Raw genomic sequence first — 12,686 nt, 5'->3', positions numbered from 1 at the left:
CGGCACCCACGCGGACACTCGGTCTATGAGAGGCGGCAAACGAAAGCACTTCGGATTAAGCGATACGGGCATATAATGGAATGCAACGTGGCATAAGCTGCGAAGGAGATGACGGTTGGCTACTGCTGTCGAACTGCGCAATTGGACTCAGCCGGGGGCTCAGGATGCAGCCCAGGCAACTTATGCCTCGGTGAAAACGGCTTTGGCGCGGTCGGCTGCCGTGCAGGCGTATCAGCCGGAAGTCTTCCTGCAGGGCTCGTACGCAAACCACACCAACACGCGCGGTGACTCCGACGTCGACATCGTCGTCATGATGAAGTCTGCCTACATGCCGGACATCGGACGGCTCACGGTGCCCGAGATCGTGCGGTACAACGCCGTGAGTTCGCCGGCCACGACCTCCGTGGAGGGACTGCGCCAGGCGGTGACCGACGCCTTGAACTCGTACTACGGCTACGAGCGAGTGCATCCGCGGAACAAGTGCATCCGCGTCGACAAGCAAAGTGGCTACGTTGACGCCGACGTGGTTCCTGCCCAGCAGCATCGACTGTACGAATCCTTCCCGGCGTACGGGGAGCCGCGCTTCATCGAGGGCATCTCGATTCAGCCGCTCAGCGGCCGACGCATCGTGAACTATCCAAAGGAGCACATTAAGAACGGTGAAGCAAAGAACCGCAAGTGTTCCAACTTCTACAAGCCGACGGTGCGACAGATCAAGCGCCTGCGCCGGGCGGCGGTGGACGCGGGTCTTGTCGGAAAGAAGGACGCCCCTGGCTACCTGCTGGAGTGTCTGACCTACAACGCTCCGACCAGCTACTTTACGAGCGACGACACACAGCGCGTCATCAAGGTCCTCAGCTGGCTGCAGTCGTTTAGTGCTAGTGAACTGGCAGCCACCATTAAGTCATGTGACGACATCCACTGGCTCTTCAAGACTGATCCGGGCGACCATAACGAGTACTTGGCCCACAAGACAATCAAAACGTTGTGGGACTTCCTCTAATGCATGCCTATAGTTTCGCAGGGGATCGGCTTCGCGCCTTCGGGCTCATTGCCTTCCTGGCAGTCATCTTCGCAATCACCGCGAACACTGTCTCTGACAAGGTGGGGCTGGGTCCACCGTGGCTCGTGAGCGCTCCAACAGTGGCTGCGGTCTTCGGCATCCTGTACGGCGTCGTCGACAAGTGGGCGTGGCGCTGGCCGCTTCTGAGGGTTACTGGCGTGATCAATACACCCGTCGTCAGTGGCCACTACGAGGGTCGACTGCGCAGCTCCTACCAGAACACCGAGCTGCCAATCACCATTGACATTGAACAGACATGGACCCGGTTGATCGTGCGGCTCAAGGTGCTGAGCCCGCAGTCGTCCGACTCGATCTCCTTAGCTGCCGCACTGCGCGACGTTGGGCAGCATCGGGCGCAATTGACGTACGTATACCGCAACACCGTTCGGCCGGGCTTTGCCGAGCCTGACATGAACGATCACGACGGGACGGCCGAGTTGACCATCGATGCTGTTGATCACACTGCCACCGGTCGCTACTACAATTACCGTGGGCGCCAGGGCACCTTGGAGCTGACTCAGTCGTGATGAATAGCGACCGGCGGCCCACGAGGGCGGTGACCAACAGCCCTGCGCATGAGGGGCTCGTGACCGCGCAGAGCCGTGCTGGCAGCACCCGGTCGTGCGGCTGTGGCGGGCCGCTCGTCAACCGCGCCGGGACGAAGTAGTGCCCGCCTTGAGTATCGCGCGCTCCGCGCAGCAGTGACCAGCGTTTGCCATCTTCGGCGGACGTCACCGACCCCCGCCAGAAGTCCCACACCGCTCACGGGTTGCTCTCGATGAGAACTCCTCAGCAAGGCTCAGCAATGGTCGGAGTGGTTGCAGTTGTGGTTGCAGTTGGCCCAGTTCGATCTTGGTTCGCGCTCGTTCGCGGTTGTTCGGTGAAGCGGCGAACCCCTTGCTCACCAGGCATTCCGGACTCCGGCGGACTTGGGTGAACGCCGTCAGGTCGGCCTGGCAGTGTGGGGGTCAGGGGTTCGAGTCCCCTCAGCTCCACCCTTGTGAGCGGGGCTTTCTCGCTTTCGACCAGCTGCGCCATTACAAGTCGGACCGCCGTCGACGACTCGACGTCAGGCGTCCGGGACAGCGGATCGACTGCGTCACCACCGCGACGCGGACGGGTGATGCGGGCACCTGGGACTGTTCGCCGCTCAGCGTCCGCGGACAGTCGTACAGCTCGACACCGGAATGTGCCGCACCTGGCAGGCCGTCGAGACAGCGGTGCAGTGCACGGCCGAGTGGGCGGCGGCGGAAGAGCAACTGCAGGCATGCCCCTCTACGGGGGGGCCATAGTTCCCACCCCCTCGGAACGGCTGACGTGCTGGCTAGGAGTCGCTGTCCTCCTGCTGAATCTCACGCTCGGGGACTTCCTCGACGGTTGCCGGCGTGGGTGCAGCCGGCCCGAAGACCCTCGCCGCGGCGGCGATCGTGCCCCTCAGGACGTACTGCATGTAGTTGGCGGCGGCCATCGGTCCTACGCCGAAAGGCAGCAGCCCGGCCAGGAGTGGCGGCCCGACCGCCAGCGCCCATGCCCGCAGGATCTCCGACTCAGAGGCGGAGATTTCCTGTCGCTCCTTCTCCGTCAGCGCCGCCAGGGCGTCGAAGGATGCGGGCTTACCCACCAGCGAGGCATGGCGTCCCAGGATGGCGTCGGGATGGATCCTCCCGGTCTTGTCGAGCTTGACCGCACCCTCCGTGAGGACCAGGAGGACGGCAATGCGAGTGAGTTCAGGGTCAGTGAGGTCTCTGTCGTGGAGCAGTCCGACCTTGACCGCTGCACTCACCGACTCCTTCAGGACCTCCCGCAACGCGACCGGGAGCGCAGCGGCCGAGATGGCCGTTCCGACACCCGGAAGAATCGACGGCAGGGAGAAGGACACCGCTCGCGCCGCCCTGATCCGGTTTCCCCGCGTCACCTGGCTGACCAGGTCTACCGGTGCGACCAGGGGCTTGCTCGCACGGACCTTGTCAACGGCCTTCTGGGCTTCCTCGAGCGAGGGTTGGAGGGTCCGGTTGATCAGCGCCATCGCCCGCTCGACGGTCGCTTCGACGTCGAACTCCGGCTTCGGAAAGTTGAAGCTGCCGGTCATGTGGTTCTCCTGTCCGTTGGCGACAGCTCGAGGATGTCAGCCGACGTTCCGGAACGGAGGCCGAAGGGTCGACCCGCCGATCCGGCGGCGTGCACCCGGCCCGAGCAGTTGTCGTTGCTCGACTGCCTGTGCGTAGCGATCCGGCCCGGAGCGAGCTGAGGAGAACTGAGAACCAGTCGGCCGGGGTGGCGCGGCGGTTCCTATGACGGCTCGATCGTCGGGCGCAATGGCGGCCGACTTTCCCTTCTCGATCGGGGCGTCGGTGGCTTCCGCTGGGGCCGTCGCTGGCGCCGCGCCGTTCGGGGGCGTCGAGCAGGCGCGGGGTCCGTCGGTCAGTTCAGGCGTCGGGTGCGGGACGAGTGTTGCCTGCGTCACACCGGTCCCCGTACGGTCGAGCTCCTGCGTCCTGAGGAGCACCATGCGTCCCGACCAGTTCCTGGCCCACACCGCCTTGTCCCGCCGCTCAGCTCTCGGGCTCGCCGGGGCGGCCGCTCTCGGCGTCGCTGGGCTGTCCGCCGCGTCGCCGGCCGCTGCGGCCGGACCCGGCGAGACCATGGACGGCGAGGGCTACGACGACGTGATGTTCGACGTGGCTTTCGCCGAGGGCGGCGGCTGGGCGCCGTCCCGCTACGGCCCGACCGACCAGCGCGGCACGTTCAACGAGGTGACGGCCGCCACGACCGCCTCCGCCCTGCAGTTGCTGGCCGACGGCTCTCCGGTGAAGACGTACAACCTCGGCGAGCTGATGACCAACGGCTTTCCGGCCTTCCAGACCACGCCGCCGCGGTTGTACGAGCAGCGGCTCACCGTCCTCGGGTACCAGCCGCCCGCCGGCTTCACCGAGGGCGGCGGGATCCTGCAGAGCCCGGAGCCGCTCGGTCCCAACCGGGTCAGCATCCACGAGGAGCGCTTCCCTCAGGGCTACACCTATCAGATCGTCACCCAGCTCGACGGGCTGAACCACATCGGCGTCGGGCCGACCTTCTACAACGGCTTCCAGGGCCCGGACATCGCGACGCCCAGCGGGACGACCAGTCTCGGCAGCGAGAACATGGGGCCGATCGTCACCCGCGGCATCCTGCTCGACGTGCTGGGCCTGAAGCTCGACGAGGGAGCGAGCGAGGCGCTGGCGCGCAGCAAGGACGGCGACCCGGTGCTGCACGACAACTACCGGATCACCATCTCGGACCTGAAGGCCGCGGCGACCCGGGGTGGCATCCGACGCATCCACCCGGGCGACGTCGTGCTGCTGCGGACCGGCTGGAACAAGATCGCCCGGAGCGAGCCGGAGCGCTACCTGGCCCAGGAGCCGGGCATCTACCTGGCCGAAGCGCGTTACCTGGCTGACCGGCGCCCCGCCATCATCGGCTCGGACTCCTGGGCGCTCGAGGTGCTGGGCAACCCGGTGGTGCAGGCCGCGTTCCCGGTGCACCAGGAACTGCTCGTCAAGAACGGCATCCGGATCGGCGAGGGCATCATCACTGACGAGCTCGCGGCGGACGGCGTCCACGAGTTCGTCTACGTGACGACGCCGCAGTACGCGAAGGGCGCAACCGCGGGCAACGCGCCGCCGGCCGCGCTCGGACAGCCGAGGTAACGCCAGGCAAGTCCCGGGTCAGCAGCGGACGGCGGAACGCGTGCTCAGCGGGACCTTTGCTGGTTCCGCGCGATGAGGACGAGCCCGCCCACCACGACCACGATGGGCACCCACGACGGCAACCCGAACGCTCCGAGCAGCAGGCCGACGACCAGGAGCACGAGCTGAAAGCCGAGGAACAGCCCCACCGCCACCAGCACCCAGAAGATGACCGGCTGCTCGCCCTGCAGTCGGCGCAGGTAGTCCATACGTCTCCTCGGTGGTGTCATCGGGCGCGCGTCGGCGACGCAGCCTGTCAGTAGTGGACGGCGGCTCGAGTCACGGGGCACATCGGCAACGCAAGGTCGGGACTCAAGTCGACTGTCCACTGGGAACGTTCCATGGTGAGGACGGCGTTCCCGCCCCTGTCATCGCCGGGGCCTGTCGGCCGTGTCTCCGAGTGTGACCCGGAGGCAGGTCCCTGGCCAGGTGCGACGCGACGCCCGTGCGCTCGGTGCTGAGGCTGCCACCCGGACGGGTGCGCGCCCGGGCGGCCCGGCGGCGGGTTGACGCACCCTGTTCGGGGAGCATCGTCGACACTTGGGTGAGACCACGGTGCCCCGGGCATCGGAGCCAGGCGTCGGGAGGAGTTCGCTGATGAGGCCGCAGGTGCGCCTTCTCGGCGACCGGTACGAGATGCAGTCCGTCCTCGCCAGCGGCGGCATGGGGCGGGTCTGGCGGGCCCGCGACACCCTCCTCCAGCGGCCGGTCGCGGTGAAGATCCTCCGCAGCGAGTTCACCGGCAACCGGGAATTCCTGGGGCGGTTCCGGGCCGAGGCCCAGCACACCGCCGTCCTCGCCCACCCGAACATCGCCGCCCTCTACGACTACGGCGAGCTCGACCAGGACGGGGAGCACCTCGCCTACCTCGTCATGGAGCTGGTCGAGGGGGAGTCGCTGGCCACGCTGCTCGCCCGCGAGCGGCGCCTGGACGTGCCGCAGACGCTCGGCATCCTGCGGGCGACCGCCGCCGGGCTGGCCGCCGCGCACGCCGCCGGCGTCGTCCACCGCGACGTCAAGCCGGGCAACGTCCTCCTGGGCGTCGGCGGCGAGGTCAAGATCACCGACTTCGGGATCGCCTGGTCGGCCTCCAGCGTGCCGCTGACCAAGACCGGCCAGGTCATCGGGACGGCGCAGTACCTGTCACCGGAGCAGGCGTCCGGAGGCAAGGCCGGGCCGGCGAGCGACGTCTACGCCCTCGGCGCCGTCGCCTACGAGTGTCTGGCCGGCCGCCGGGTCTTCGACGGGGAGAACTCGGTGCAGATCGCGGTCATGCAGATCCGCGACGAGCCCGACCCGCTGCCGCGCGAGCTGCCGGCCAACGTGCGCAGTCTGGTCGAGCGGACCCTGCGCAAGGACCCCGCCGAGCGCTTCCCCGACGGTGCGGCGCTGCTGGCGGCCGTCGAGGACGTGCTGCGCGGGCGGCCGCCGGTCCCGTCCGCCCGGACGACCACCGCGGTGATGCCCGTGCCGTTCGGCGTAGCCGGCACGGCGCCCGCGACGGCAGCGGCCCGGGCCCCCGGAAGGCCGGCGTCGGGCTCCGGGGCGCGAGTGGCGGTCCGCATGCTGGTGGGGGCGCTGGTTGCCCTGGCCCTGCTCGCGGTCGCCGTCCTCGTGGTGCGGGCGAGCGGGCAGAGCCCGGCGGACGCCGGGACCACGGAGGAGACGACTCCGGCGACGGTCGCCGTGGTCGAGCTGGCCGCGGAGGAGTTCGTCGGGCGGCCGGTCCGGGACGTGCAGGCCGAGCTCGTCGCGCGTGGCCTGCAGGTGAGCGTCGCTCCGTTCGAGACCGGGAACGCACCGGCCGGGCAGGTGCTGGCCGTCGAGCCGGTCGGGAGCGTGGCGCCCGACACCATCATCACCGTCTCCTACGCCGTCCCGCCGGTGGTGGTGCCGCCACCGGTCGAGCAGCCGGACAACGCGGGCAACGGAACCGACGGGAACGACGGGAACACCAACAACGGCGGGAACGACGGGAACAACAACAACGGCAATGGCCGGGGGAACGACAAGGACAAGGACGAGGACGACGACTGAGGGAACAGTCGTCGCGGAGCGGGCGCGACGGGTCCGGTCGACGGTCCTACGGCGTGACGACGACCGAGGAGCTGACCGTCAGGGGACGGAAGACCTCGTCGGACGGCGCCTGATCCGGCATCGGACGGCCGAGCGGGCCGGCGATCGCCGTCAGGACGATGGCCAGCAGGAGGAGCCCCCGGCGGAGGCCGGCCGTGCGGCTCCGGTCCCTCAGGGCAGCCGTGCGGCTGCCCTGAGGGGAGACCGGGAGCGTGGTCATCGTCAGCGGGCCGTGCCGGTGCGCTGGACGCCGGTGAAGGTCAGGCTCAGCGACGCGCTCTTGTTCTGGAAGGTGTTGTCCGCGGTGGCGGGCAGCGCGATCGTGAACACGAGGTTGTCCACGCCGCCGGCCGCGAGGCTGGCGGGGTTGACCAGGGTGGCGCTGGTGGCGGCCGGGCCCGAGGCGATGGAGCGCTCGGTGCCGGAGCAGGCGTAGGTGGGCGCGGTGGGGGTGCCGCCCTGGGTCCAGGCCACCGAGCAGCCCTTGATGCTGAGCTGCAGCCCGTTGACGGTGTCGGTGGTGAGCACGCTGGCCGGCGACGTGACCGTCGAGGCGACGGTGACGGAGCCGAGGGCGGAGCCACCGTCGTTGATCAGGTTGACCGCGCGGCTCATCGAGTCGCCGGGCACGAAGCCGGCGGTGCTGACGGGGATGGCGACGACGCCGCCGGGCTGGGCCAGGTTGATCGAGAGGGTGCCGGTGCCCACGGTGGTGTTCATCGGCGTGGTGCTGTCGGTGAAGTTTCCGTAGGTGCCGAGGCCGGCGACGGCGGCAGCCGTGCCGAGGATGGCGAGGGAGCCGACGACCTTGCGGGTCGCGCTGCGCTCGACGAGCCGGGTCGTGGTGCTCATGTCCGTGTCTCCTGAGTTCCTTTTATGTTGCCGGGATGTCCGGCTCCACGGAGAACTCTGGAGGCGTTACCGCAGGTGGGCCGCGAGCGATCCGCAAGACAACCGCAAGAAGCGAGGGCTCAGGCCGCGGTCCTTCGCACCTCGCCCGGCGGCAGCATCGCCTGCAGGCGGATCCGCAGCGCGCGGGGATTCGTGCCGGCCAGGATCTCGGTGACACCCGCGAGGAGCACCTGCATCTCGGCGGCGCGCAGATCGCCGTTCCGGCGGATCTTTACGCTCATCGGCAGCCAGATGAAGTTCGCCGAGAGCACGCCCCACAGGGTGGCCACGAAGGCGGTGGCGACGAGCGGCCCGAGGACGTCGGTGTCCTGGAGGCTCTGCAGCACCTGCACGAGACCGACGACGGTGCCGATGATCCCGATCGTGGGCGCGTAGGCGCCCATCCGGGCGAAGAACCGGGCCGCGACGCGGTCGTCGGTGCGCTGGGCGGTGATCTCGTCCTCGAGGGCCGCGCGCAGCTGGTCCACGGGCACCGCGTCGATCGCCATCTGCAGCCCGCGGCGCAGGAACGGGTCCGCCACGTTCCGGGCCCGCTTCTCCAGCGGCAGCATGCCCTCCCTGCGGGCGTGCGTGGCCAGCTCGACGAGCTGGGTGACCAGGTCCGCGTTCCGCGAGGCCCGCTCCGGGGCGAAGGCCAGCCGGAACCAGGAACCGATCCGCCGGACGTCGGACATCGTCGACCCGGCGATCGCCGCACCGAACGTCCCGCCGAACACGAGGATCAGCGGGGGGAGGAGGACGACCGCCAGCGGGCTGGTGCCCTCCAGCACCATCATGGCCAGCAGCGCGCCGACCGCGAGGGCCATGCCGAGGAGCGTCGCCGGGACCACGGCTCAGGCCTCGTCGCGGCCCGTGGGGACGACGGCCGGCGACGGGCCGGAGCCGGCGCCGTCGCGGCTGAACTGCCGGCGCTCGACGCGGAAGGGCGGCGGCTGCGGGGGCAGGGGGTCGGTCAGGTGCTGGGAGGCGAGCACGGCGACCGCCCGGTGAGCCTGGATCGCGTCCAGGAGGTGGTCGAAGCTCTCGGCGACGACGTACTTCGTGCCGTCGACGAGGTGGACGACCGTGTCGGGATCGGTCTCCACGCGCTCGATGGCGTCCGGGTCGACCGAGAAGTGCTCACCGTTGCGGCAGGTGACAGCGATCACGGGAGCGGTCCTTCCGCTCAGGCGGGGTAGCGGACCCCGGCGGCGCCTGTCAGGCATCCTCCGCATCGGCGCATGGGGGCCGGACCTGTAGCCGAACGCGGGGGAACTCACCCGTCCGGGAGGGGGATCCGCCCTGGTCGGCGGCCGACATGGCCACTGTGGCCGCCGGCCGGGTCAGAAGCCGAAGAGCAGGCCCAGGCCGCCCACGGTGAACAGCACCATGACGATCACCAGCGGCAGCTGGTCGGACGCACGCGCCCGCCGGGCCGAGAGCAGGGCCCGCTCGTGGGCCAGGGTGACGCCCAGGACGTGGCCGAGGACGACGGCGCCCACCTGGACGAGGGCGATCGCGTCCGGGCCGACCTCGGTGAGGTCGACCGTGTTCCCGTAGGTGCCGAACAGGTCGACGCCGGCCAGGCCGAACGGGTTGCTGGCGAGGATCCACGTCCGCTGCCCGTCGAGGACGAGCAGGCTGAAGTAGTGGGCGACCGTGTAGCCGAACACGATCGGAACGATGGAGCCGGCGTACCGCCGCGGCTGGACATCGCCCGGCTGGCCCGCAAGCCGACCGGACAGCCGCGTGCCGGCCGCGTACAGGATGCCCACCAGCGCGATCATCTCCAGCAGGCCGAGAGTGCCGTTCAGTGTGTCGTTCGCTGCTCCGGGGCCGGTCTGCCAGAACTCGGTGCGGGACAGGCCGTCGAACGCGGTCGACCCGAGCAGCACTACGACCACCGCGGCCAGCCCCGGCTCCGACGGCGCCGTCGACGCGTTCGAGAGGGGGTTGCGCAGCACCAGCCTGCCGTCCTCCCGCCGTCCCCAGGGGGAGAGACGCGCGATCAGCGCGGAGTACACCTCGAAGCCGTCACCGCGGGCGAACCATTCCTCGCCGAACCACAGGGCGAGCGCCAGGTGCACCGCGGCGTAGCCGAGCAGGAAGACAGCCACCGTCATCGGCTCGGCCCGGGCGGGGAACACGAGTTCCAGCCAGAGGAAGACGAGCAGCGAGGGAACGGCCGGCCACAGCCCGAGCCGGGGGAGACGGGCTTCGCCGGGCGCCGACGCGAGGAGGCCCCGCAGGCCGCGGTGCAGCAGGCGCAGCGGGTTGACCACCCGCCAGACCGGGCCGAGCAGCAGGCTCGCCGGCACCAGCCCGACCCAGAACGTCACGTACAGCGCCCAGGGCGCCAGGTTCTGCTCGGTCTCCCGCGGTCCGGCCAGCGCCACGGCCGTCATCAGGACGGCGGCGGCGAGCGCGAGCGCCTGCAGGCTCCGCCGGAACACGGGGGAGTCGAGCAGCCGCTGAAGGCCGGCGGGAACCGGCCGCCCGGACGATGCCAAGCCCAGCCGCGGCGTCCGCCAGACCAGGAGAAGCACCGCGAAGGTGATCAGGATCGCGGCGCCGGCCCCGAAGAGAGCCAGGCCGAGAGGGATCGGCAGGTCAGTCCGCGACCCGACGCCGTGGGCGTGGACGTTCACCCGACCTGCAGGGAGAGCAGCACCGTGCCGGCATCGTGCAGCTCCACCTCGAACACCCCCGGGACGGTGGCCTCGAAAGAGAGCTCCGCGGGCGTGCCGGGTGTGAGGGCGGTCCGGAGGTCGTAGCCGTGCAGATGGAGCTCGTCGGCGACGTCGCTGGTCACGACGAGCGTCACCTGCTCGCCCGCGGCGACCGGGACGCGACCGGTGTCCCCGGTCACCTGCCCCCCGGTGACGGTGACCACGATCCGCTGCCCGGCCGGCGTGGTGGGCGCCGCCGAGGTCGAACTCTCCGGGACCGAACTCTCCGTGGCCGACGTTCCCGGGGACGGCGAGGCTGGGGACTCATCGGTCCCGGCGCAGCCGGAGAGGGCCAGGACCACCCCGGCGGTCAGGAGCGAGGTGCGGAGTCGATGCGTCATGCCTGTCCTGTGGCGATGCGCGGGCGATCGTCGGGTGCGTCGGCCGGCGAGTTCGGGAAGGGCTCGCAGCGGCTCGCGCGGCGCGAGTAGCGGCCGACCCCCCACGAGATCGCCGCGATCAGAATCAGCGTGCAGAACAGGACGACAAGGTTCGACGCGGTCCACAGCCAGCCGGGGGAGTCCTCCTTCAGCTCACGCTGCAGGATCTCCTTCTCCGGCACCGCGGACCGCGTGAGTCCGTCCTCAGCCGGCACCTCCTCGGCGCCGATGGCCTCGTCGGCGGGCAGGTAGATCGGCACGGCCGTGAGCGTGCGGCCGTCGTGGATGCGGAGCAGGGTCTTCCACGTGCCGTGCAGCGGCACCGGCTCGGTCGTCCGGTAGGCCCCCGCGCCGGTGCGCTCCAGCGGGGTGACGACGAGACCGTCGCCCTGCCACGAGGTGATCTGCACCCACGAAGGCTCGTCGACGAAGTCGGTCGGGTCCAGCTGCACGGTCACGTTCGCCGTCCGCGGGTCGGCCTGCACCTCCTCGATCCCGAACGTGGCGTCGAGATCGTCGGGCACGGTGGCCAGCAGGCCGTTGCCCACGGCGGCGGCTAGGACGGCGAGCGAGCCGACGACCACGGCCCTGGCGACGGCGGGGGCCGGCAACCGCCGGCGCAGGCCCGAGGCGAGGAGGGCGCCGAGCAGGCCCCCCACCACGCCACCGGCGACGGCCATCAGCGTGCCCTCGACGAGGATGTCGCCGTTCCACGACAGGGTCTGGGTGACGCGGGTCCAGCCCCACTCGGTGGCGTGGCCGACGGTGCCGATCGCGATGCCCGCGACCGCGCCGAACACCAGCGGACGGCGGGACAGCGGGACCACGAGGGCCAGCGCCTCGACCAGGATCGCCGAGCCCAGGTAGAGCGGGAACGTGGGGACGACCTCCCCGAACGCGGGCCCGACGACCAGCGCGATGCCACCCCGGACGACGAGGAAGAACGCGGTCGCCGCGAGCGCGCCGCCGCGGCCCATGAACAGCCGTGCGGACACCAGCGCGACCCCGGCCGCGCCGGCGATCATCAGCGGCTCCAGCGCCAGCCGGAACTGGGGGACGTCGAAGTCGTACTCGCCCTGGAAGACCGACATGCCGAGCAGCAGCCCACCCATGGCGGAGGCCTGGCGGACGAACCGGGCGGTCCTGCCGACCTTGCGGTCGCCGTCGTCGGTCGACAGGCCGCCGTGCCCCTCCTGCTCCAGGACGAGCAGGCCGACGATGGAGAGGCCGGCCCCGCCGATCAGCATCAGGTGGGTCGGGCCCCAGAGGGTCACGTCCTGGCCGAAGAGCCGGTGCCAGATGTCGTCCAGCGGGAAGCCGAGCAGAGCGTAGAAGCCGGCCGCGGTGAGCAGGATGCCGCCGATCGGCACGTCCCAGCCCGTCAGGAACCGCACGGCGGCCGGGCCCGGCTTCTCCTCCAGCGGCATCGAACAGGCCAGCACGCCGGCGGCGAAGACACCGAACAGCCCGAACAGGATGAGGAAGTGGGCCGGGTTGGCCAGCGGGCCCTCGTCGCGGCCCACCCCGATGTGCAGGCTGATGTCCCACAGCATCCCGAGCAGCGCGGTCAGCAGCGAGAGGGTGGCGAGGATCGTCGGCAGCGCCACCCACGCCGGCACACCGGTGGCCGCACCCAGCCGGGTGCCGATCCGGGTGAGCACCGTCGACCTGCGGGTGCGGTGCAGGAACACCAGTCCGAGCAACAACGCGGTCAGGCCGAGACCGATCCCGGTCGCCAGGATCACCTCACCGATCGCGGCGCCTCCGGCGGGACGTGTCTCAGCGGCGAGCAGCACGGGACCTCCTTGGGTCGAAGTGCCTA

Annotated in this window: 13 protein-coding genes; 4 read left to right on the top strand and 9 right to left on the bottom strand. The window is 70.2% G+C overall.

Translation table 11 applies throughout. The annotated features are described in order from the left end of the window. Window positions 1–115: 115 nt before the first annotated feature. Together E4P39_RS03425 and E4P39_RS03420 are read left to right on the top strand one after the other, a co-directional pair. Window positions 116–1,003, top strand: a complete 888-nt coding sequence (locus tag E4P39_RS03425) for a nucleotidyltransferase (protein ID WP_135134992.1) — start codon at window positions 116–118, stop codon at window positions 1,001–1,003. Further along, the gene (locus E4P39_RS03420; protein ID WP_135134991.1) at window positions 988–1,590 is read left to right on the top strand and encodes a hypothetical protein; all 603 of its coding nucleotides are present in this window, start codon (window positions 988–990) and stop codon (window positions 1,588–1,590) included. Before E4P39_RS03425 ends, E4P39_RS03420 begins: the two co-directional genes overlap by 16 nt. Window positions 1,591–2,387: 797 nt before the next feature. Here the strand turns inward: E4P39_RS03420 and E4P39_RS03415 are convergent. Further along, complete coding sequence (locus E4P39_RS03415) at window positions 2,388–3,152, bottom strand: hypothetical protein (RefSeq protein ID WP_135134990.1); 765 nt, start codon at window positions 3,150–3,152, stop codon at window positions 2,388–2,390. Window positions 3,153–3,570: 418 nt separating this feature from the next. On the opposite strand from E4P39_RS03415, the gene E4P39_RS03410 reads away from it, so the two are divergent. Further along, the gene (locus E4P39_RS03410; protein WP_135134989.1) at window positions 3,571–4,749 is read left to right on the top strand and encodes a cyclase family protein; all 1,179 of its coding nucleotides are present in this window, start codon (window positions 3,571–3,573) and stop codon (window positions 4,747–4,749) included. Window positions 4,750–4,793: 44 nt separating this feature from the next. On the opposite strand, the gene E4P39_RS03405 is transcribed toward E4P39_RS03410, so the two are convergent. Next, window positions 4,794–4,997: a hypothetical protein gene (locus tag E4P39_RS03405; RefSeq protein WP_135134988.1), complete on the bottom strand. Its 204-nt coding sequence runs from the start codon at window positions 4,995–4,997 to the stop codon at window positions 4,794–4,796. Window positions 4,998–5,385: 388 nt separating this feature from the next. On the opposite strand from E4P39_RS03405, the gene E4P39_RS03400 reads away from it, so the two are divergent. Then, entirely contained in the window at window positions 5,386–6,825 is a 1,440-nt protein-coding gene (locus E4P39_RS03400; protein WP_135134987.1) for a serine/threonine-protein kinase, read from the top strand. Window positions 6,826–6,871: 46 nt separating this feature from the next. On the opposite strand, the gene E4P39_RS03395 is transcribed toward E4P39_RS03400, so the two are convergent. The 7 genes from E4P39_RS03395 to E4P39_RS03365 all read right to left on the bottom strand — a co-directional run bounded on the left by E4P39_RS03395 (window position 6,872) and on the right by E4P39_RS03365 (window position 12,660). After that, entirely contained in the window at window positions 6,872–7,084 is a 213-nt protein-coding gene (locus E4P39_RS03395; RefSeq protein WP_135134986.1) for a hypothetical protein, read from the bottom strand. Window positions 7,085–7,086: 2 nt separating this feature from the next. After that, window positions 7,087–7,716: a TasA family protein gene (locus E4P39_RS03390; protein WP_135134985.1), complete on the bottom strand. Its 630-nt coding sequence runs from the start codon at window positions 7,714–7,716 to the stop codon at window positions 7,087–7,089. A 119-nt stretch (window positions 7,717–7,835) separates the two neighbouring features. Next, a complete protein-coding gene (locus E4P39_RS03385; protein ID WP_135134984.1) occupies window positions 7,836–8,582 on the bottom strand; it encodes a MotA/TolQ/ExbB proton channel family protein in 747 nt (248 codons plus the stop codon). A gap of 27 nt (window positions 8,583–8,609) precedes the next feature. After that, window positions 8,610–8,924 (bottom strand): flagellar FlbD family protein, encoded by a 315-nt coding sequence (locus E4P39_RS03380; RefSeq protein ID WP_135134983.1) that lies wholly within the window; start codon window positions 8,922–8,924, stop codon window positions 8,610–8,612. A gap of 174 nt (window positions 8,925–9,098) precedes the next feature. Continuing rightward, a complete protein-coding gene (locus E4P39_RS03375; protein ID WP_135134982.1) occupies window positions 9,099–10,403 on the bottom strand; it encodes a hypothetical protein in 1,305 nt (434 codons plus the stop codon). Continuing rightward, window positions 10,400–10,825, bottom strand: coding sequence for a hypothetical protein (locus E4P39_RS03370; protein ID WP_135134981.1), 426 nt, complete (start codon window positions 10,823–10,825; stop codon window positions 10,400–10,402). Before E4P39_RS03370 ends, E4P39_RS03375 begins: the two co-directional genes overlap by 4 nt. Then, the gene (locus tag E4P39_RS03365) at window positions 10,822–12,660 is read right to left on the bottom strand and encodes a hypothetical protein (RefSeq protein WP_135134980.1); all 1,839 of its coding nucleotides are present in this window, start codon (window positions 12,658–12,660) and stop codon (window positions 10,822–10,824) included. Before E4P39_RS03365 ends, E4P39_RS03370 begins: the two co-directional genes overlap by 4 nt. Window positions 12,661–12,686: the final 26 nt, after the last annotated feature.

This window comes from Blastococcus sp. CT_GayMR19 (genome assembly GCF_004570385.1).
Lineage (GTDB): Bacteria > Actinomycetota > Actinomycetes > Mycobacteriales > Geodermatophilaceae > Blastococcus_B.
Note: the sequence above shows the minus strand (reverse complement) of the source record. Positions and strands in the feature narration are given on the sequence as shown.